The sequence below is a fragment of the Nostoc cycadae WK-1 genome (assembly GCF_002897135.1).
Classification (GTDB): Bacteria; Cyanobacteriota; Cyanobacteriia; order Cyanobacteriales; family Nostocaceae; genus Nostoc_B.
The window spans coordinates 207,469-228,499 of record NZ_DF978425.1; the positions used below are offsets into that span (position 1 = coordinate 207,469).

The 21,031-nt window shown below is 38.4% G+C and carries 15 protein-coding genes; 10 read left to right on the plus strand and 5 right to left on the minus strand.

The annotated features are described in order from the left end of the window. Positions 1–365 precede the first annotated feature (365 nt). Positions 366–1,724: a hypothetical protein gene (locus NCWK1_RS09020; protein ID WP_103124479.1), complete on the plus strand. Its 1,359-nt coding sequence runs from the start codon at positions 366–368 to the stop codon at positions 1,722–1,724. Between the two features lie 56 nt (positions 1,725–1,780). On the opposite strand, the gene NCWK1_RS09025 is transcribed toward NCWK1_RS09020, so the two are convergent. Continuing rightward, complete coding sequence (locus NCWK1_RS09025; protein ID WP_096579674.1) at positions 1,781–2,353, minus strand: Uma2 family endonuclease; 573 nt, start codon at positions 2,351–2,353, stop codon at positions 1,781–1,783. 248 nt (positions 2,354–2,601) lie between these two features. Here NCWK1_RS09025 and NCWK1_RS09030 point away from each other — a divergent pair, with 248 nt between their 5' ends. Further along, positions 2,602–3,216 (plus strand): hypothetical protein, encoded by a 615-nt coding sequence (locus NCWK1_RS09030; RefSeq protein ID WP_103124480.1) that lies wholly within the window; start codon positions 2,602–2,604, stop codon positions 3,214–3,216. Between the two features lie 76 nt (positions 3,217–3,292). On the opposite strand, the gene NCWK1_RS09035 is transcribed toward NCWK1_RS09030, so the two are convergent. Both NCWK1_RS09035 and NCWK1_RS09040 read right to left on the minus strand, forming a co-directional pair. Continuing rightward, entirely contained in the window at positions 3,293–4,651 is a 1,359-nt protein-coding gene (locus NCWK1_RS09035) for a DUF3370 domain-containing protein (protein ID WP_103124481.1), read from the minus strand. Between the two features lie 40 nt (positions 4,652–4,691). After that, a complete protein-coding gene (locus tag NCWK1_RS09040) occupies positions 4,692–5,204 on the minus strand; it encodes a pyroglutamyl-peptidase I family protein (protein WP_096579681.1) in 513 nt (170 codons plus the stop codon). Positions 5,205–5,262: 58 nt separating this feature from the next. Between NCWK1_RS09040 and hisH the strand changes: the two genes are divergently transcribed. Next, positions 5,263–5,898, plus strand: a complete 636-nt coding sequence (gene hisH, locus NCWK1_RS09045) for an imidazole glycerol phosphate synthase subunit HisH (protein WP_096579683.1) — start codon at positions 5,263–5,265, stop codon at positions 5,896–5,898. Positions 5,899–5,981: 83 nt separating this feature from the next. Beyond that, positions 5,982–6,560 (plus strand): 16S rRNA (guanine(966)-N(2))-methyltransferase RsmD, encoded by a 579-nt coding sequence (gene rsmD, locus NCWK1_RS09050; RefSeq protein ID WP_103124482.1) that lies wholly within the window; start codon positions 5,982–5,984, stop codon positions 6,558–6,560. A 63-nt stretch (positions 6,561–6,623) separates the two neighbouring features. Here the strand turns inward: rsmD and petG are convergent, their stop codons facing one another. Continuing rightward, a complete protein-coding gene (gene petG, locus NCWK1_RS09055) occupies positions 6,624–6,737 on the minus strand; it encodes a cytochrome b6-f complex subunit V (RefSeq protein WP_010995538.1) in 114 nt (37 codons plus the stop codon). A gap of 207 nt (positions 6,738–6,944) precedes the next feature. Here petG and NCWK1_RS09060 point away from each other — a divergent pair, with 207 nt between their 5' ends. From NCWK1_RS09060 to NCWK1_RS09080, 5 genes are all read left to right on the plus strand, one after another. Beyond that, positions 6,945–7,319 (plus strand): c-type cytochrome, encoded by a 375-nt coding sequence (locus tag NCWK1_RS09060; protein WP_015113038.1) that lies wholly within the window; start codon positions 6,945–6,947, stop codon positions 7,317–7,319. A gap of 237 nt (positions 7,320–7,556) precedes the next feature. Then, positions 7,557–8,282 (plus strand): peptidylprolyl isomerase, encoded by a 726-nt coding sequence (locus NCWK1_RS09065; protein ID WP_096579687.1) that lies wholly within the window; start codon positions 7,557–7,559, stop codon positions 8,280–8,282. A gap of 184 nt (positions 8,283–8,466) precedes the next feature. Next, positions 8,467–9,855: a CHAT domain-containing protein gene (locus NCWK1_RS09070; RefSeq protein WP_096579689.1), complete on the plus strand. Its 1,389-nt coding sequence runs from the start codon at positions 8,467–8,469 to the stop codon at positions 9,853–9,855. A 211-nt stretch (positions 9,856–10,066) separates the two neighbouring features. After that, complete coding sequence (locus NCWK1_RS09075; protein ID WP_103124483.1) at positions 10,067–11,365, plus strand: P-loop NTPase fold protein; 1,299 nt, start codon at positions 10,067–10,069, stop codon at positions 11,363–11,365. A 47-nt stretch (positions 11,366–11,412) separates the two neighbouring features. Continuing rightward, positions 11,413–17,694 (plus strand): tetratricopeptide repeat protein, encoded by a 6,282-nt coding sequence (locus NCWK1_RS09080; RefSeq protein ID WP_103124484.1) that lies wholly within the window; start codon positions 11,413–11,415, stop codon positions 17,692–17,694. Positions 17,695–17,971: 277 nt separating this feature from the next. On the opposite strand, the gene NCWK1_RS09085 is transcribed toward NCWK1_RS09080, so the two are convergent. Next, complete coding sequence (locus tag NCWK1_RS09085; RefSeq protein ID WP_103124485.1) at positions 17,972–19,696, minus strand: ABC transporter ATP-binding protein; 1,725 nt, start codon at positions 19,694–19,696, stop codon at positions 17,972–17,974. Positions 19,697–20,156: 460 nt separating this feature from the next. On the opposite strand from NCWK1_RS09085, the gene NCWK1_RS30390 reads away from it, so the two are divergent. After that, positions 20,157–20,774: a serine O-acetyltransferase gene (locus NCWK1_RS30390; RefSeq protein WP_187308092.1), complete on the plus strand. Its 618-nt coding sequence runs from the start codon at positions 20,157–20,159 to the stop codon at positions 20,772–20,774. The last annotated feature ends 257 nt before the right edge of the window (positions 20,775–21,031 follow it).

Genomic DNA, 21,031 nt, shown 5'->3' on the forward strand with positions numbered 1-21,031 from the left:
CCTCTGGGACGTAAAGCAATTTGTTCTGCCACTACTGCTAAGTCATTATCAACGCTTTAGGCTTGAGATTGAATTAATAATACTGGTTGGTATCCCTGTTTATCAAGGTTACGACTCAGCGCAATAATTTGCTGTTGAGGCTGTTGATTATAGCAGTCGAAGCATTGGTGACGACTATGTTTGTGGCTGAGACTCTTGAAAATATTGAGTTACTACTCAGCACTATATTATGGCTATACATCGAGTCAAAGGCACGCAACGAAATTAAAGCGGCTGAATCTGGTTGAAGGAAATCTAGCTATTGCTAGATGTTATTCTCTGCCAAAACGCTATAGGCTACAATTGTTGAGCAGAGAGATTCGCCTGTGGATGTCATAGTAAAACGAGCGCAAACACTTAAACAAGCCTTGGTTGATTTTGTCCTAGATGCTGAAGGCGAACTCGCACAAGCACTAGAGGTTTATGCAGCTGCACAGTCGCGTCGGGGAAATGGTGATAATAACCAACAAGATTTAATTATTGATAGCTTTATTACAGAGGGAAAAGTTGGGGATAATTCACCTATAGAGTTATTTATTGCCAGTAATGCAGATTTATCAGAGAGCGATCGCCATTTACTCAATAGTTGGCATCGGAGCTTTATTGGTTTATTTACCATCACCCAGATTCTACCTGATGGTTTGGAACTGATGAACTGGCTGACTGCTAAACATTATATTGTCCTGACAGCTAAAAATTACATTGTCACGTCTAATAGTTATGAAAAACAAAAAGAAATATCTCGTTTCCAAATAGGAGATATCTTACTTACCCGTATTTCACCCCTTACTGAAAATGAGTGGATATTTTCGGGAACTCACACTTTTATGGGTAAACTCGGTAAGCCAAAACTCGCTGTCGCAATTGGTAATTTTAAAGATAATTATAAAAGTCATCTTTACAGTGATGCACCCGACTTACTGGAAGAAGCATGGCAGTCAGTAGAACAATATCATCAGCAGTTTGTTGACTTTTTTAGTAGTGATGAAGTTACTTTGCCAGGATATCAACTCAATAAAAAAATAGTTGAATTTCAAGAAATTATCAGTAACAAATATCTCCAAGCAGCCGGACTGGATACTTCCAAATCTTTGGATGAGATAGCAGCAGAAGCAGGTATTGGTGAAGAGGAAATCGCCGCAGCTGCTAAAGAAGTTGGCGTTGACTCTAATGCAGTTTCGCAAATGCTGAATGGGAAAAATGGCAAGCAAAAAATGGTTGCGCCAAAGGTAGATTTACCCGCTGATTTACGAAAAGCTGAACAAGTCACAGCAATTTCTCATCCACGTTGGGGGCTAATATTCTTACCAACACATACTAAATTTACAAATATTTTATTAGCTGATGATTGGCAAAGTATTGCAGGTGCAGAAAAACTAATTCGTCACTATTTAGAAAATAAAAGTATTAATGCTTATGTTTGGCATCGGTTAGCAAAACAATACCCAACGCAACTAGAGAAAGTCATGCAAGATTTCTTGCAGAGTCCTGAGTTTAGTCTGAGCAATGACTTGGATAAACTCTTGCAAGAGTTTGGTAAACCTATTGAACCAGAATTACCAGAAATTGCCAGTGTACCTTTACATCTGCATAATTTATTTCAAGAAGCACTGACAGAAGTTAATAAATCTAAACCCAAAGCTAAGGGGCAAAAACAAGCCGCAAAGGGTTTTCAAAAAGGTTAGTTATAGCAGGGGAAAGGGGACAGATGACAGGGTTAAAAGTCTTTTGATGTCTAAGTTTAATCATTTACCAAGTGCATCTCCAATCCTGGTAGTACATCTTCTCCAGAAAGAATTGTTGGTATTTGTATTACCTCGACAGGTTTTTGGAGTCGATAAATTTCTACTTTGCCATCTTGATAATTAATCAGCCATCCTAAACGCAAACCATTTTCTATGTATTCCTGCATTTTTTCTTGCAAAGATTTGAGCCTATCGGTTTCAGAACGCAATTCAATGGCAAAATCGGGTACGAGTGGCGGGAATTTTTTGCGTTGTTCTGGTGTTAAAGCTTCCCACCTTGCCAATTTTACCCAAGCTGCATCAGGAGAACGTTTTGCACCATTCGGCAAGATAAAGATAGTTGAAGAACTAAAAACTTTGCCTAATTTAGCTTGACGATTCCAGATTTCTAAATCAGTGATTAGTCCAGCTTCTTGATTTCCGCTTTCTCCTCCCACTGGTGGCATAATAATTAATTCTCCTGCTGCGTTCATTTCCAGGCTTAAATCACGATTAGCAATACACAATTGATAAAATTGCTCATCACTTAAATGCGCGATGGGTTCTAGATTGAGAACTACAGTATTCATTTAACCTGTCCTCGTGGCTTTTTTGCTAACTTCAGTTACTTTTGATTAAATTTTAACAGTGGAATATCAGAGATGAGTTATCACATAAACCTTAAATTGTAGTAGTGTAGCCAGCCTAATTGTTGATGAACGGCAAATTTCCAACTTTTTAAAGCAGTCTTGGGGTTAATAGCCTGAAATAGAGAGTTTTATCTGTAAAACTTAAATTTTATATTGTATAACTTGGTATAAGTTCTCAGGGTAAGAATATGGCTACCTTAAATCGCGTTCTGTTTATTCAAGATACAGTTCTTAAACAAGAACCAGTGCAATCAAATCAATTACCTAGCACTAAGCAACAAAGTATTCCCCTTGGTACGCTGCTTGTGCTTAAGTCTTATGAACTCCCAATCAATAATTCTGACCACTATAAATTATTTTTAGAAGATATTCAGTTTAAAGGTTTTAGTAGTAACTGGTTTGCTTTTGGGAAACACGCCAAAATTATCCAAGATGAAATTACTCCTGTTACGAGTATTAGCGCGATCGCCACTAAACAACAAGCCAAGGATAGTGTAAAAATTACTGTAGATCGCCAAAGTGTCGGGAATCAACAAGGTTTTCTCAAGCTGGTGTTTAACGTAGAGACGATAATTAAACGTCAACCTGTCGATTCTAAGGTGCTGAATGATCAATCTAAACAGATAATTCCTGCTGGTACGGAATTAATTTTATCAACTGACAAACCGGAAACGAATAATAGTGTGAAATTTTCCATTCAGGATAATCATCTCAAATTCAACCTGAAGGATATTGAATTTAAAGGGTTCTCTAAAGATTGGTATGTCTTTATGCAACACGTCGGTATTCAGCGTGTTGACTAAATCCATAGAGACGTTGTATTGCAACGTCTCTAAAAATCAGAAGAACTTTCAAGTTGCTTAAACGTACACTCAGCACTTATCTTTGAGTTGACACAGTTAATACTTGCGGTGGCGTAGCATCGGGAGGATAGAGAAAGTCTACCTCGACTAATCTGCGATCGCTGGCTTTCATATTTAATACTACCAGTGGCTCTCCTGGTTGACCCCGCTTTTGGACTAAATGCACAAATTTAGTTTGCGCCATACCTCTATCATCTTTGTAGCGTATCCGCACACTACCGCGAAAGAATGTTTGGCGTGCTGGGGTACTAAAAAAGCGCAGTCCAGGTTTCACTAACTGGTCTTCTTTAATTGGGGTTTGCATAGCGACAGCCACAGTTTGCGGTGTAGAAGTATTGTTATATAACGGTAACTTCAAATTGTATTGAATTGCATAGTTGCCATGTGCGCGATATGCAGTATCGGGATAACGCGCTAACATCGGCGCACTTTGAATTTGATTAGTCCCTAAAGTTCCACCATGCAAGGTACTCAGCGCATAGGAAACAGCTTGTCCCGGTTGGGGAATGGTTAAAAATCTGGCTTTGGGACTATCTACTATAAATGCACGCCAAAAGGAACCACCGACAACCCCCGCCACCCGTCCGTAAATTCTCGGTTTACCAGTTTCTTCTAGAGGAGTTGGTGTTTTATCTCGCGGCGTGGACAGTTCACCGTTATCTAATAAATTTTCCCACTCTGCTAAATTTGGCGCACGTTCGCTACCATCAGCATTATCCTTGGCAAACATCGCTAAACTAGCGGCGTAGACTGTCCCATTAGTCCGCAAGCGCATTAAGGTAGAGCGACCATTTAAAGGCGGTGTTAACCCTTGCACAGGGATAGGAAGGTTCAGCAACATTTGACTTTGCTTCGGTGCAAGGACTATTTGTGCGGGGAATATTGCTTGTCGCCGTCCTCTGAGGATATCAGACATGGCGCGATCGCCTGGCCCGGCAAATACTTTCCCCGCAGCATCTTCAACAAACGGCGGTAACTCAATAAATGGTGCATCTGGTTGGCTTAAATAACTCGCCGCTTGCAAGATATTGACGGTGACTGGTTGCTCAGTTGGGTTATGCAAAATTATACCGAGATAGAGCGATCGCAAATTTTCTGGTGGGTCGGCTTTCGCAACGTGGTGAGCAAAAATATCAAATCGTCCCCGAAACGGAAAATTCAAATGTGCCGTTGGTACTTTTTTGCCATCTCCTGGAAAGGTAGATAGTAAAATCCCTTCTTTCAACACTAATTCTGGACTATTACTATTAAAAGTTGGCACTGAATCTAACTGTCCTGGTAAAGGCAAAACTTGTTGCTGTTGGACAACTTCTTCTGGTGGTGGTGTGGGAGGTGTTGCTTGAGCAATCAGTAAGCTGAGTAAAAAGGATAACATATACTTAGGTGACTCTTTTTCCTACAAGACGCACACCATTTTATGCGAGTGCCAAATTGTGAATAATTAATAAGAAATCGGCAAGAATAGATACCAAATTTTCTTGATTTAACACCGGAACGTGAACAAATATACAACGAGTTGTCAGTTGATATTGGTGGAGATAGTCAAGAACTGCATAATAAAGTCCCTCACAAACAAATTTACCGCAGTCACTACTAATATCCGTTGCTACTGTTCCCGAAACTAATTTTTCCAAATTAACTCCGGTCGCCAAAAAAATTTCTCCTTGATTAGCACCCATCTCTACACTTAATCGCTGGCGACTCGCAGCCATGCCACAACAGATAATGTAATCTGGTTGCAACTCAGAGATTTTTTGAATTACCCAGGAACTAGCCAGCATCACATCTACAGGTAACAGCCGGAGAAATTTTACATCGTGGGGAATGGAATCAACTTGACTCACTTCTTGTAATAAATCATCCGATGAATTTGACACTTGATCGCTTAACCAAGTGTCAAAAGAAGTTAATAGAATTCTTTTCTTCATTAGAATTATTATTTAGAATAGAAAAACCCTCCATAATAAATTTACAAGGAGCAGGTCAATGCCAGTTATTGCAGTCGTAGATTACGACATGGGAAATTTGCACTCAGTCTGTAAAGGAATAGAAAAAGCTGGGGCAACTCCTAAGATTACAGATTCTGCTAAAGAGATATCATTGGCAGATGCAGTAGTATTGCCAGGAGTTGGTGCATTTGATCCCGCAGTGCAACATTTACGAGAACGGAATTTAGAACAACCAATTAAAGACGCGATCGCCTCTGGTAAACCTTTCTTAGGAATTTGTTTAGGATTGCAAATTCTGTTTGAATCAAGTGCAGAAGGAACCCAACCGGGACTCGGAATTATCAAAGGAAAAGTCCGCCGCTTTCAGCATGAACCAGGAATTACAATTCCCCACATGGGTTGGAATCAACTGGAATTAACCCAAGCAAAAAGCATTTTGTGGGAGCATTTACCTGCAAATCCTTGGGTTTATTTTGTCCATTCTTATTATGTTGACCCAACTGATCCGCAAGTTCGGGCTGCAACTGTTACCCACGGTACTCAAACTATCACAGCGGCTATTGCCAAAGAAAACCTGATGGCAGTGCAATTTCACCCGGAAAAATCATCTAATATAGGATTGCAAATCCTGTCTAATTTTGTTTCTCAAGTTCGTGAACAAATTGCGGCGTAAGATTTGTGATTTGTCATTTGTGATTTGTCATTTGTTTTGTTACAGACTAATGACTAATGACCATTGACCAATGACTAATTATCATGAGCCTGAGAATTTACGGCAAACGTCCGATTAAAACCTTACCAGGAAAAGAAACCAGACCTACAAGTGCTAGGGTAAGGGAAGCTGTTTTTAATATTTGGCAAGGCGAAATTGCAGATTGTCGCTGGCTAGATTTGTGCGCGGGTAGTGGTTCAATGGGCGCAGAAGCTCTGTGCAGAGGAGCCAGCTTAGTAGTAGGAATTGAACAATCAAGCCGAGCCTGTGCAATTATTCAAGAAAATTGGCAGCAATTAGCTAACAGTGAACAAAAATGGCAGCTATTGCGGGGTGATGTCATTCAACAGTTAAAAATTTTGTCAGGAAAACAGTTTGACAAAATTTATTTTGATCCACCATATACCAGTGGATTATATCAACCTGTCCTAGAAGCGATCGCTGACTCTAATTTGTTAAACGCTAAGGGTGAAATCGCAGTAGAACACAATCCCCAAGCCTGGACACCACCAACAATCCCCAATTGGGAAATCTCACGTCAAAAAGTTTACGGTAACACAGCCCTGACTTTCTACAGAATCATTGACTCCGCTACAGACAATGATGGGGATGTAGAATCATAAACTGCAATTCTACATCCCCATTACTCACCAAAATAGGCGGTTAGAAACCGCCCTGAAAATCTATCAACCACCCAATTCGTTGGGACGCTTGTATTGCTTGTATGCAGCGTAAAACAGACCAGCGAGAGTGACGACAATTAGACCAAGGACAATACCTGAAAGCAGGGGTTCAACCACTTTAAATCTCCTGTTTGCAATTATTAATGATTCATATCCCGTTTTTGATTTTACCAAATTACGGCGAATCCCGCTTACCACAGTGTTTTTGAGCGATAACCACTTGTAAGAAAACGGTCATCTGCGCTTGCAGTGGAAATCAAGAACTTTTAAGCTATGTGTAGGAAATGAAAAATTTTATAACCTTACACTTTCACGGCAAACCTTTTGGATAACCAGATTACCAAACCTGAAATTCTAATTCAGCGGATCGCCTTGCTGGCTCTAGCGATACTGCTAGTAATTCCTTTGGGCATCTTTGGTGTTCAAATGGTACAAGCTTCAGATCCTTACGTTAAAACAGTTCTTTCCTTAACGGGAAACCCAGAGCAAGGAAACGCTATTTTTCAAATTAATTGTGCTGGTTGTCATGGTTGGCAAGCAGATGGGCGAGTCGGCCCTAGTTTACAAGCTGTTTCTAAACGTAAATCTCGTTATAAGTTGATTCACCAAGTTATTAGCGGTGAAACGCCACCTATGCCCAAATTTCAGCCTAGTACCCAAGAAATGGCTGACCTTTTGAGCTTTTTAGAAACCTTGTAAGGATTTACTTTTCTTAAAAGATATTTTAAAGATGTGGAAAGTATTTTCTACATCTTTAATTTTTGTTAACCATATTTTGAAGATAACTGCGGCTGTAATGACATAGATTATGACAGTGTTAATTGCTTAAATCTTTCCAGCAACTGAGTTTATACTCAGCACTTGACTATAAGTGCCGAGGTGGTTGAATGTGTAAAAATGAATTGCGTGATGATGCGATCGCAGTTGGAATAAAAAATGACAGAAGTTCTCCAAATTGGCAACCGTGCAATCCAGGCGACCGAACTAATCCCTTTGCTGGCAAGTTACCAAATGCTGCCACAATTACTACGGGAATTAATTATTGATGAAGCGATCGCAACTATAGAATGTACACCAGAAGAAATTACCCGCGCTCAACAGCAGTTTTATCTAGAACGACAGTTAAAAACTGATGCGGATATTAAAGCCTGGATGGCGTATCACGGTATAACAGTAGATCAATTAGAAGCTGTCACCATTCGCCGACTGAAAATTGAGAAATTCAAGCTAGACACTTGGGGTAACAAGCTAGAATCTTACTTTTTTCAAAACAAAAGCAAGCTAGATAAAGTAATTTATTCTCTGCTACGCACCCAAGATATTGGACTTGTCCAAGAGCTTTACTTTCGCCTCCAGGCTAAAGAACAGTCATTTGCAGAAGTCGCCAAAGAATACTCTCAAGGCCCAGAAGCCCAAACTGGTGGACTAGTCGGCCCTGTTGAACTACAAGCAATTCATCCGGGAATGGTGCAATTATTATCTAGCAGTCAACCAGGTCAAATTATACCACCAGCCCGAATAGCCGAATGGGTCGTCATTTTGCGGTTGGAGAAATTTATTCCCGCCCAACTCGATGACCAGATGAAAGCAAGATTGTTGAATGAACTTTTTGAAGCTTGGCTACAAGAACAGCAAAAGCAAATCCAATCCAACAGCCAATAACCTCATCAATTTCTCAATCAACACCTAGAAATTTAGGTTATGATTTGAACATACAACAGGTGACAGGGAAAAGGTGACAGATGACAGAATTACCTGAAACTTTATCTGCATCCATCTGTGGTTAATTTTAATTTAGTCCTATTAATCATTTAAAAATAATTAATAATATTGCCCCATAAAAAATATGAACAAGCATAGGCTAAATTTATTAGCTCTTTCAACCCTTAGTATATTAATAATTGGGCTGGACTTGCTCACATTTAGCCAAGCAGAAATTAAGGCAGTTCCGCCAGTAGAAAAACAAAATAAACTTCCTTTATCTCGGTTGCAACCGGAGGTTGTTAAAAGATTACTAGACAGTGAAGATATTAACTCGGCTATTATCCATATTGAAAGAGGTTGGAAGCAGCAATATGATGAATATATGCAGGTAAAATTGCCTTCAAATCAGGTTATTGAAGTCAAAAAAATCAGTCAAGTTCTCAAGAATATTAATCAAAAAGTCGGTAAAAAAAGTGCATTAATATATGCAGTGCCAACTGCTGACCAACTCGATTTAATATTGGTCTTGCCAGATAAACCACCAATTCATAAACGTATCCCAGCAGCCAAAAAAGAGGTATTGACTAATTTAGTCACAAAATTCCGTAGTGATGTTACTAATCCCAGTTCTTCGCGCAAACGGTATCTAGCCTCTGGTAAAAAGATATATGACTTCCTAATTACTCCTTTAACATCTGAATTACAAACACAAGGTATTAATAATCTGATATTTTGTTTAGGAGGAGGATTACGGACTGTTCCTTTAGCTGCGGTTTCTGATGGAAAAACATTTTTAGTTGAAAAGTATAGTTTAACGATTATTCCGGCTTTTAGCCTTCTAGATTTTCAACTGACAAATATTAGCAAAACCCAGGTTTTAGCGTTGGGAGCATCGAAATTTAAAAACCTGGAACCTTTGCCTGCTGTTCCCTTAGAATTATCTAGCATTATTAACAATAACTGGAAGGGTAAGTCTTTATTAAACCAAGAATTCACTCTCAAAAACCTGAAAAAAGAACGTGCTATTTATCCTTTTGGAATAGTACATTTAGCTACCCATGCTGAATTTGCTCAGGGTTCGGTTGAGCAATCTTATATCCAGTTTTGGGATAAAAAAATTCGCTTAGATGAACTGAAAACTCTCGGACTCAATAAACCTCCTGTGCAGTTATTAGTATTAAGTGCTTGTCGTACTGCATTGGGTGACCCTCAAGCCGAACTGGGGTTTGCTGGGTTAGCTGTACAGTCAGGTGCAAAAGCGGCTTTGGCAAGTCTTTGGGCTGTTAGTGATGGCGGGACATTGGCTTTGATGATTCAATTTTACGAAAAACTCAAAGCTAATCCAGTTAAGTCAGAAGCGCTACGACAAGCTCAAATTGATATGCTCAAAGAGCGTGTTAGTTTGGAAGATAATCCCCGAATTCGTGGTGCTGCTTCTTCAGAGTTACATGAGTTGGATGAGCTTGATGAGGATGAATTATCTCATCCTTATTATTGGGCTGGATTTACATTGATTGGTAATCCTTGGTAGTATGGCGACGGGCTGGCGATCGCTAAAATAATAATTCGCTTTTTACACTTTTTCTTAAGCTTCTAGTGGGATTGTCATTTGTCCCAAATTTCATCAGTGTTAGGGATTCAACTTTTAAAATATTACTAAGCATTACTGATTACTGTTTATTTACTGCTTATACTGACAATAATGAGTTTAATCACAACAAACTTTCCTATTGGGAAACAGTATGAGCAATACCAGTTTTTGGAAATCTGCTTACCAATTATTTAAACCAGAAGAACCTTTAACTACACCTGAAGATTTAAAAGTTTTTTATGTTCAGAGAGAAAATAGCCCGGTAGATAAGCTTGTTAGCTTGCTAGAAATGGAAGATGATCCAGCAAAATTTTTACTAGCAGGTCATCGAGGTGGAGGTAAAACTACTGAACTAAGAAGATTAGAACAAAAATTAGCTGACAAGTACACAGTTGTTTGGATTGACACGCAAACATCCCTAGACAGATATAACATAGGCTATGCAGAAGTTGTAGTGTTGATTGGCTTACAAATTGCTCAGGCTATTCAATCTAATTGGCTATTTAAAAAAGATAAATTATTAGATGCTCTTTTAGACAGCCTGAAAAGTGTAGTTTACGAAGATAAAGGAAGCCACACTGAAGGTTTGGGAGTGCCAGAATTCATAGAAAAGGCAGGTATAATTCTCAAACGTGGTTTAACAAGAGAAGTGACAAAAACACTGAATGTCCGTCCTGTGTTGAGTCAAATTATCACCAGAGTTAATAATATTATTAAAGCTGCGGAAAAAGAACAAGAACAAAAGTTACTGATTGTTGTTGATGGATTGGATAGGCATGATCAAGTAACAGCATTGGAGATGTTTTCTAGTCCTCTATTGATAGAATTAAACTGTCATATTATCTATGCTATTCCTATCTCTTTGCGCTATTCGCCGAGTTTTCGACAGCCAATGGAAGCATTTCAAAAATGTTTGGATTTAAATAATCCGCCTGTTTTTGAATCTGATGCTAATTTGTGTCCAACTAGTGAGCCTGATCAAAAAGGCCGAGAAATTCTAATTAATGTCATTAACAAACGTTTGGATACTTTAGGCGATAGTCACAAAGGTTTATTTAACCCTAATGCACTGGAATTAATTTGTGAAAAAAGTGGCGGAGTAATGCGAGATTTAGTCAGGTTAGCACGTACCGCTTGTGAAATTGGGTTACGGAATAATTTGAACTTTGTAGATTTATCAACTGCAAAAGAAGCAGTACGTGAAGTCCGGCGAGAATATAATTTAAGCGATTATCACTATCCTGAATTAGATTTAATTCATCGTACTGGAAAACTCACAACTAAAACTCATAGTTTGCCAAATAAGGGTGAATTTATTATTTGTGACGAACTTTTGCAAAATAAATTAGTTTTAGGTTATTACAACTCAATGCAAGAATCTTGGTTTGATATTAATCCTATTTTAATTGAGGATTTAGAACGCTGGCAGGCTGCTAATAATCATCTTTAAATAGCAGAGTTTTCTATTGAAAATTACTTTAAACGCTGGTGTTGTATATGCTTGATCAAGACTCTACCTACTCTCTCAGCGAAGCCGACAAAGCAGAATTAAACAAATTAGTCAGCGTATTGGAACTTTCCAGTGGTACGACAATTATATTTGCGATCGCACCAGAAAGTAGCCCTCAGCATCCCGTTGTCAAACAGCTAAAAGAATCATTAGCTGTTAGTGAAGAACAGTTGGAATTTACTAACTTTTTTTATAGTCAAAACTCCTTCCATAATTTTCTGTATAGCTTAGATGATCATCAACATCAAAGTCTAGAAACTGGGCGCAAACTGGTAATGGCATTTGGAATTGACCAATTACCCACACCGCGTTTAGTAAAAGAAATGAGGCAGTTAAATTTAGGCAGAGAAGAATTGTTTGGGAGAAATTTATGTTTGATTTTGTGGCTAAATAACAGCGACTTTTTAGATGAATTTCGTCAGCGTGCGCCAGATTTTTGGGATTGGCGAGGAAAGATAGTGGAATTTGAAACACGCAATCCTTTGCTTTATCCCTATTTAGATTGGCTGATTGCCGAAAATTCCTATTTAAAAATGAGTGGTGTAATGCAGGTAAATCGTCAAGTCGATATTTTTCTTGACCAAATTTATGTTTCCCTGCAAGCACAATGGCGACAACAAGTTACAGATACTTCTGAGCGTAGTCAACGGGAAATTGAGACTTTAACTGTACGGCAAGTTCAGAGTAGTAGATTAAAAGAAATGGGTTCTAACCTTGATGATTGGGATGAACCATACTATTATGAACCCCTACCTGAAGTACCAATATCAGCATTAGTTTCTAGCACTAAAACCGTTACACAAAAGGTAGATTTATCTGAGGCGGTGCGGCAGAATTGCTATAGCGTGATTTTAGGCAGTCCTGGTGCGGGAAAAACGACTCTGCTGCGTTATTTAGCACTACATTTCGCCATTGCCAAAAGAGACGAATTGGAAACAGTCATTGTTGAAGATGATGCTATTGAGGATACAAAGAACAAAGACTTAGGTAAAACTTTGTTACCTATTTTCTTTCGCATTGCTGATTATGCAGAAAAGTTAAAACAACAACCTGAGTTGACTTTACTAGAATATTTGTGTCAGTTTTACCGCCAGTGGGAAACCCATTTTCAAGCAGAGGTAGAAATAGGAAATGAGGTAGCAGCCTTACTTTTAGATGCAATGCGTCAAGGACAATGCTTGATGCTGCTGGATGGTTTAGATGAGGTATTTGATCAAGAAAGTCGCAAACAGATTGTAGAACGGATTAACAAATTTGTTGATGAGTTCCCTAGCAACAAATTCGTCATTACCAGCCGGATTGCTGGCTACAGTGATGTAAAACTCAGCAGTCGATTTGCCGAGTTTACTATTGAAGATATGGACAGCGAACAGGTAGAACGGTTTTTGTATCGCTGGTGTCGAACAGTGGAAAAAGCACAGCAGCCTGATGCTAGTGAAGAGCAATGGCTAAAAAAAGGTACAGAGCAAGCGCAGGAAATTTTACAGGCGGTTAAAGATAATCCTGGTGTGCAGCGATTAACGGCAAATCCCTTGCTGTTAACTATTTTGGCGTTGATTCACCGCAATGGGGAACGACTACCCAACCGCCGCGTGAAACTGTATGAGTTGGCAGTACAAACTTTAACCGAAGATTGGCAACTTGGTAAAAAATTACCCGATGCGCCAAGGGTGGTGTTAAAAGAAACTGAGGTAGTGGAACTTTTAGCGCCTCTGGCATACTGGATGCACGAAGAAAAGCCTTCTGGTTTGGTAACACAAGCAGAAGTAGAAGAGAAACTAGCAGCTAAATTAGCAGAATTAAATGATGCTGAACCTGAATCTGATTCTGTGCGCCAAGCGGTAGGAGAATTTTTGCGGAAGGTGCGAGAAACCACAGGGTTATTTGTAGAACGAATGCCTGGTTTTTATGGCTTTATGCACCTGACATTTGAAGAGTATTTTGCAGCTCGTTATATTGCAGATAAAGAACAAAGTGAGATTTTGGAATTAATTCAAAAACATTTGAATGAGCCACGTTGGAATGAGCCACTTTTACTAGCTTTGGGATATTACGGGAGTCATTTTTCCACGCAATTTAAGAAATTAGCAGAAAAATTATTTATTAATATCGAAGATTATCAACCTGTTTTGCAGCATGGCGAGATTAAAATCAAAAGTTCATCATCTGATGATGCCACTATTGTTTATTTAAAGCAGGATGAATCAGCAAATAAGTTGAAGCAAGCAGAATTTAAACTCAGAAATTTACTATTTGCAGGACAAATAATTGCTGAAATTGAAATTAATAATATTGTTATTCGTAAAAAACCAATAAACAAGTTAGTAATTACTTATCTTGGCATAGATGCTGATTTTGAGGATGATATAACCAAGCAAATACTCAGGCTACTGCGTAAAATTGAACTTTTTTGTCAAAAAAGTGAAGTCATAGATTTATTGAAACAAGCAGCCAATAATTCAAAATTTTCTGAAGAAATTCGGGTTAAAGCAAAAGCCGCTATTCTTTATATTGCTTGTGGTGAATTAGCAGGATTAGCTGATTGCGTCACAGAAATTATTAACCAATTAGAACCTTCACTATTTTGCAGTATGAGAGAGTTGGTTAAAGAATTGGGTGATGACATGACACCTAATCTTGAACATACTCGCCAGCATTATCATCTTGATGAAGATTGCCAAACGGCATTAAGTTTTATCACAGCAATGTCTTATCTGCGTAAAGATAAGTATGATAAAGCTATTGAAATGTTAGAACTATTAACTGATAACTTAGATAATAGATTTAGTGCTTATATTGCTTGGTCTTTAGCTACTTGCTATCAGGAAAAAGAGTCTTTTGAACAAGCAGTTTCTTATTATCAAGAATGTTTTGAAAAATTGGCTCAATATATCGAGCCATCAGCATTTCTAATTTTTTGGATAAACAGAGGTGTTTGTCATAGATTACATGGCAAATATGAACAAGCTTTAGATTGTTTTCAGCGAATGCTGACTATTAGTAGAGAAATTAATAGACATCAAGAAAAATCATTAGCTTTGTATCATATAGGTAGAACTTATCAAGATTGGGGTAAATACGAGCAAGCAATCAATTACCATCAACACAGCCGCGAACTTTATCAGCAATTAGGTAAAGATAATAGTGTAGCTACTCAGTGGTGCAATTTGGCTGATTGTTATCGAGAATGGGGGAAATACCAGCAAGCTATTGATTGTGAAAACCAAGAGTTAGCCATTCGTCAACAACTCGATGACCAAGTTAATATTGCTGACGCTTACTGGCGACTAGGCAGAATTTATCAAAATTGGGGAAGATACGAGCAAGCCATAAATTATTATCAACAAAGCCGCGAACTTTATCAGCAATTAGGTAAAGATAAGAATGTTGCTAATCAGTGGTATTGGCTAGGTGATTGCTGTCGAGAATGGGAGAAATACCAGCAAGCTATTGATTGTGAAAATCAAGAGTTAGCCATTCGTCAACAACTCGATGACCAAGTTAATGTTGCATTAGCTTACTGGCGACTAGGCAGAATTTATCAAAATTGGGGAAGATACGAACAAGCAATTAAATACTATCAACAAAGCCGCGAACTTTATCAGCAATTAGGTAAAGATAAGAATGTTGCTAATCAGTGGTATTGGCTAGGTGATTGCTGTCGAGAATGGGAGAAATACCAGCAAGCTGTTGAGTTTGAAAACCAAGAGTTAGCCATTCGTCAACAACTCGATGACCAAGTTAATGTTGCATTAGCTTACTGGCGACTAGGCAGAATTTATCAAAATTGGGGAAGATATGAACAAGCAATTAAATACTATCAACAAAGCCGCGAACTTTATCAGCAATTAGGTAAAGATAAGGATGTAGCTGACCTGTGGTATTGGCTAGGTGATTGCTACCGAGAATGGGAGAAATACCAGCAAGCTGTTGAGTTTGAAAATCAAGAGTTAGCCATTCGTCAACAACTCGATGACCAAGTTAATGTTGCATTAGCTTATTGGAGATTAGGCAGAATTTATCAAAATTGGGGAAGATACGAACAAGCAATTAAATACTATCAACAAAGCCGCGAACTTTATCAGCAGTTAGGTAAAGATAATAGTGTAGCTAATCAGTGGTCATGGCTAGGTGATTGCTGTCGAGAATGGGGGAAATACCAGCAAGCTGTTGAGTTTGAAAATCAAGAGTTAGCCATTCGTCAACAACTCGATGACCAAGTTAATGTTGCAAATTCTTACTGGCAGTTAGGCAGAATTTATCAAAATTGGGGAAGATACGAACAAGCAATTAAATACTATCAACAAAGCCGCGAACTTTATCAGCAATTAGGTAAAGATAAGAATGTTGCTAATCAGTGGTATTGGCTAGGTGATTGCTGTCGAGAGTGTGGGAAATATGAGCAAGCTGTTGAGTTTGAAAATCAAGAGTTAGCCATTCGTCAACAACTCGATGACCAAGTTAATGTTGCAAATTCTTACTGGCGACTAGGCAGAATTTATCAAAATTGGGGAAGATACGAACAAGCAATTAAATACTATCAACAAAGCCGCGAACTTTATCAGCAGTTAGGTAAAGATAATAGTGTAGCTAATCAGTGGTCATGGCTAGGTGATTGCTGTCGAGAATGGGGGAAATATCAGCAAGCTGTTGAGTTTGAAAATCAAGAGTTAGCCATTCGTCAACAACTCGATGACCAAGTTAATGTTGCAAGAGCTTACTGGCGACTAGGCAGAATTTATCAAAATTGGGGAAGATATGAACAAGCAATTAAATACTATCAACAAAGCCGCGAACTTTATCAGCAGTTAGGTAAAGATAAGGATGTAGCTGACCTGTGGTATTGTCTAGGTGATTGCTGTCGAGAATGGGAGAAATACCAGCAAGCTGTTGAGTTTGAAAATCAAGAGTTAGCCATTCGTCAACAACTCGATGACCAAGTTAATGTTGCAAGAGCTTATTGGCAGTTAGGCAGAATTTATCAAAATTGGGGAAGATACGAGCAAGCAATAAATTACCATCAACAAAGCCGCGAACTTTATCAGCAATTAGGTAAAGATAAGAATGTTGCTAATCAGTGGTATTGGCTAGGTGATTGCTATCGAGAGTGTGGGAAATATGAGCAAGCTATTGAGCATCAAAGCCAATGTTTAGCCATGCGTCAGCAGTTGGATAACCAAGCTGATGTTGCAAATGCTTACTATCAATTAGGTAGTATTTATCAAGATTGGGGTAAATACGAGTTAGCAATAAATTATCATCAACAAAGCCTCAAATTTTATCAGCAGTTAGGTAAAGATAATAATGTAGCTAATCAATGGTACAATCTAGGTGTTTCTTATCGAGAATGGGGGAAATATGAGCAAGCTGTTGAATGTGAAAATCAAGACTTAGCCATTCGTCAGCAAATTGATGACCAAGTTAATATTGCTGATGCTTACTATCAATTAGGTAGGATTTATCAAGATTGGGGAAAATACCAACAGGCAATAAATTATCATCATCAAAGCCGGGAATTTTATCAGCAATTAGGTAAAGATAATAATGTCGCTAATCAGTTATCCTGGTTGGCTAGTTGCTATCGAGATTGGAAAGATTATACAAAAGCGATTGAGCATTACCAACAAAGCCTTACTTTACACCAACAAATAGATCAAAAAGAGAGCGTAGCTAGACATTATCGACAACTTGCTTCTTGTCAATGCTTATTAGCAAAACAAGTCTCAAATTCAACAGAAGTATCTAATTTACTTACCCAAGCTGAAGAAAATATTCGCCAAGCTATAAAAATAAATACAGCAGGAGAATATCAAGGAAGCCTTGCCTACGACTACACGGCTCTTGGTTTACTCTATTCACAATATCTACACCTCTTATCTAACGAAGATACATCAATTCCAGAAAAAATTGCTTTATTTGAAGAATATTATCACAGGGGATTAAGCTATCTTGATGAACTAGGGCAAACAGTCAACAAGGCTGACGAATCGCTCGACATGGCTCGTGCTTACCTAGAAGTAGAAGCCTTGGAAAACCTAAATCTTAGTGAAGAAATTGCTCAAGAATGTCTGCAAATTTTTCAAGAGTATAACCGCCGCAAACTAGAAGCTTCTGCACACAAGTTGTTAGGTGAAATTTACCTCAAACGTAGCCAAAAAAATGAGCTAGGTGCAGAAATAATTGCTACTCAGTTTTTAAACAACAGTTTGCAAATTTATCGAGATTTGGATTTACAAGAAAAAGCCAGGGAAGTAGAAGAGTTAATGTAAGCATCCCACTTTTTTGAATGTCATTGCGTAGGCGTTAGCCTTCCCGAAGGGTACGCAACGAAGTGGGATGAAGCGATCCGCAAAAATTACGAGATTATGCGATTACTTCGCTCCGCTATCGCTGCGCTCGTAATGACAATTTAAAGGGTCTATAAAGCCTGAAACCCTGACAGATAGTACTTGTATGTACACCGTAGCTTATTACTTTACTTGGACTTGTGTGTACACCGTAGCTCCGCGTCGGAGAAGGGTTGGAGAGAGGTTCATCGTACTCACGTTAACTAAATTGCTGGGCATAAAACCTAGCATAACGACCTTCCAGTCTTAATAGTTCTTCATGATTCCCTGATTCCACTATTTGCCCTTTTTCCATAACGAGAATGCGATCGCATCTTCGCACTGTACTTAAACGGTGGGCAATAATAAATACTGTCCGGTTCTGCATTAATCTTTCTAGTGCTTCTTGTACCAAGGCTTCCGATTCTGAATCTAATGCAGATGTCGCCTCATCTAATATTAATATCTGTGGGTTCAGCAGCACCGCCCGCGCGATCGCAATTCGTTGTCTTTGTCCACCCGATAAATTTACCCCCCGTTCACCCACCCAAGTTTCATAACCTTCTGGTAATTGGGTAATAAATTGATGAGCGTTAGCAATTTTCGCAGCTGCTATGACTGCATCCATCTCAAAATTATCTTGTCCAAAGGCAATATTTTGAGCGATGGTTCCCGAAAATATCACCGTTTCTTGGGGAACAATGCCAATTTGTCGCCGCAGACTATGTAAGGTAACATCTCGAATATCAATATCATCGATGAAAACTTCCCCAGAGTTAGGGTCATAAAAACGGGGGAGAAGATTCACAAACGTCGTTTTCCCCGCGCCGGAAGCACCCACCAAAGCGATCGCTTCTCCTGGAGATGCTAATAAACTAATATCTTGAAGAACTGGTTCACCAGGTTTGTAAGCAAAAGAAATGTGGCGATATTCCACTTTACCTTTAACTGGAGGCAGAGCGATCGCAATTGTTTTTTCTACTACCCTTGGTTGAATCGCCATCAATTCAAACACTCGGTCTAAGGATGCTTCACCTTGTTTAAACTCATTGTAGTTGTTGGTCGTGTGTCCTATCGGATCAATTAACAATGCAGCAGCGGCTAAATAACTGAAAAAATCTCCCACAGTTAAGTTGCGTTGATAAATTTGCCACGTACCCACCATTAACAAAGATAATGCGCTTAAAGCTTCTAAAAAACCAATGATGGGAATTTGGATGGCTTTGAGACGTTCTGTGGAATACTTTGCTTTTAAAGAACGTTCTGCTTCATAACCAAAACGAGCAATTTCATAATTCTCTGCGGCAAACGCTTGTACAAGCCGAATTCCGCTGAAAACTTCCGTCAAAATAGCCGATAATCCCGACACGCGATTTTGACTTTTCACAGAATACTGACGTAGACGTTCTCCAAACCAGCCAATTAACACTCCCATTAACGGTGCAATCACAATTGTTGCTAGTGTGAGTTGCCAATTCAAATAAATCATATAGATGGGTATGGCGATTAATTGCAACAAACAGGGAATAAAGTCATGTAGTAGTTTATTGACAACTTCCCCCACCCGATCTACATCTTCTGTTAGACGGTAAGCTAAATCACCTGTTTTGGCTTGTTCAAAATAGCTTAAATCTAATTTTTGCAAATGGCTGTACACTTGCTTGCGGAGATAATAAGCCACTCTCAAAGCGACTTTAGCCATGTACATATCTTGTACGGACTGAAAAAAGCCACGTACCAAAAATACCAAAGCACAAACACCAGCTATTTGGGCGATCGCTACTACATTACCTTGACCAAAAGGCGCTGCTAACTTACCTGCAAGATTAATTAACGTTAGTGTCGCCAGCACGTATCCAATAATGCCGATTAAGCCTTTGATAATGTTTGCCCATTGGGGTTTGATATATGGCAGTAGTTGCCAGTAATTAGAACGGGTTTTCAAGCTATGACTTCCAGAATATGATTTTACTTGGTTTGACGCTATCAGTTTTTGTGTAGTTTCAATTCACTAATTTTAAAATTGATTAATGTTTTTCAGATCCATAGCCTGGGACAATCCTCTGAAAAACAGTGAAAAAGATGCTTAATAGCCCATTGTGAGTATCTTCAGAAGATTAAAACATTAATTGAACCGTATTAGCCGATATACATTTATACTTCCGCAAATATTGCCATTACAAGTTTTATCGGATACATTGCATCTAGCAGTTTTAATACTAAGTAAAACAACTGTGTAAAATCCAACTATAAGACTCATATTTGATTTCTGAAAAAACTCAGTACATTTTTATACCTTCTTACCTGTTCCCCGTTCAGAGTTCGCTTCCTACGCCAATCTTTTCAGGAATCAAAGCAGATTCCTATATTACCGACCACCCACTTATAATTATTTGGTAAATATTATGAAAAATTTGATTCGACAAGCTATTTTTAGTTTGATAATTTTCTGGTTTTCGCCACTATTAATACCATTTATACTAACAACAGAAAAAGAAATTATTACTGCTGACATCAAACGATGGGCAGAAGTTTTAAATTTGCCAGAGCAAGGCTTGTGGATGCAATTACTTGTCTTACTCTACAAAACACAAGAGTTTAGAAATTTGTACTATTATCGTCTACTTAAAGGTAATTTGAATGGGCGTATTTCGATGTATTTACTGAAAAAATTTTACCCAGAATGCCCTTCTCTTTTTTTGGATTCTTCCTGTTGCATCGGTGCTGGTTTATTTATCCAGCATGGATTTAGCACTATTATTATGGCAGATATAGGTGAACAATGTTGGGTAAACCAACAAGTAACAATTGGATATAAAGATAAATCTGGTCGTCCCAAAATTGGCAACAATGTTCGGATTACGGCAGGGGCTAAAGTATTAGGTAATATTCAAGTAGGTGATAATGTCACAATTGGCGCAAATTCAGTTGTCGTCAAAGATGTCCCTAATGATTGTGTAGTCGTGGGAATTCCAGCTGCAATTATTAGAAGAAATGGAGTCAAGGTTGAAGAGAAATTGTAAATTAGGCGTGGGGATTGCTTGACGATGGATGTTGAAATTTATTTACGTAAAAATTAAATCTACATAAATTGTATAGAAAATTATTATTTATTCCGTATGTCTTATAAATGAAAACAAGACTGCTATAAATAAATTCTGATTATGTATGACTACTATTATATTTGATAGCAAATAGCACCCTATTGTGATTAATCACAATTTTAGATATAAAAATTTCATGAAGCTCATTAAAAACCCTTGCTTGGAATTGCTTTATT

What these genes read in the sequence shown, in the direction of transcription:
- NCWK1_RS09025 (WP_096579674.1), bottom strand. Translation starts at nt 2,353, where the DNA reads ATGAATACTGTAGTTCTCAATCTAGAACCCATCGCGCATTTAAGTGAT.
- NCWK1_RS09030 (WP_103124480.1), top strand. Translation starts at nt 2,602, where the DNA reads ATGGCTACCTTAAATCGCGTTCTGTTTATTCAAGATACAGTTCTTAAA.
- NCWK1_RS09035 (WP_103124481.1), bottom strand. Translation starts at nt 4,651, where the DNA reads ATGTTATCCTTTTTACTCAGCTTACTGATTGCTCAAGCAACACCTCCC.
- NCWK1_RS09040 (WP_096579681.1), bottom strand. Translation starts at nt 5,204, where the DNA reads ATGAAGAAAAGAATTCTATTAACTTCTTTTGACACTTGGTTAAGCGAT.
- hisH (WP_096579683.1), top strand. Translation starts at nt 5,263, where the DNA reads ATGCCAGTTATTGCAGTCGTAGATTACGACATGGGAAATTTGCACTCA.
- rsmD (WP_103124482.1), top strand. Translation starts at nt 5,982, where the DNA reads ATGAGCCTGAGAATTTACGGCAAACGTCCGATTAAAACCTTACCAGGA.
- NCWK1_RS09065 (WP_096579687.1), top strand. Translation starts at nt 7,557, where the DNA reads ATGACAGAAGTTCTCCAAATTGGCAACCGTGCAATCCAGGCGACCGAA.
- NCWK1_RS09070 (WP_096579689.1), top strand. Translation starts at nt 8,467, where the DNA reads ATGAACAAGCATAGGCTAAATTTATTAGCTCTTTCAACCCTTAGTATA.
- NCWK1_RS09075 (WP_103124483.1), top strand. Translation starts at nt 10,067, where the DNA reads ATGAGCAATACCAGTTTTTGGAAATCTGCTTACCAATTATTTAAACCA.
- NCWK1_RS09080 (WP_103124484.1), top strand. Translation starts at nt 11,413, where the DNA reads ATGCTTGATCAAGACTCTACCTACTCTCTCAGCGAAGCCGACAAAGCA.
- NCWK1_RS30390 (WP_187308092.1), top strand. Translation starts at nt 20,157, where the DNA reads ATGAAAAATTTGATTCGACAAGCTATTTTTAGTTTGATAATTTTCTGG.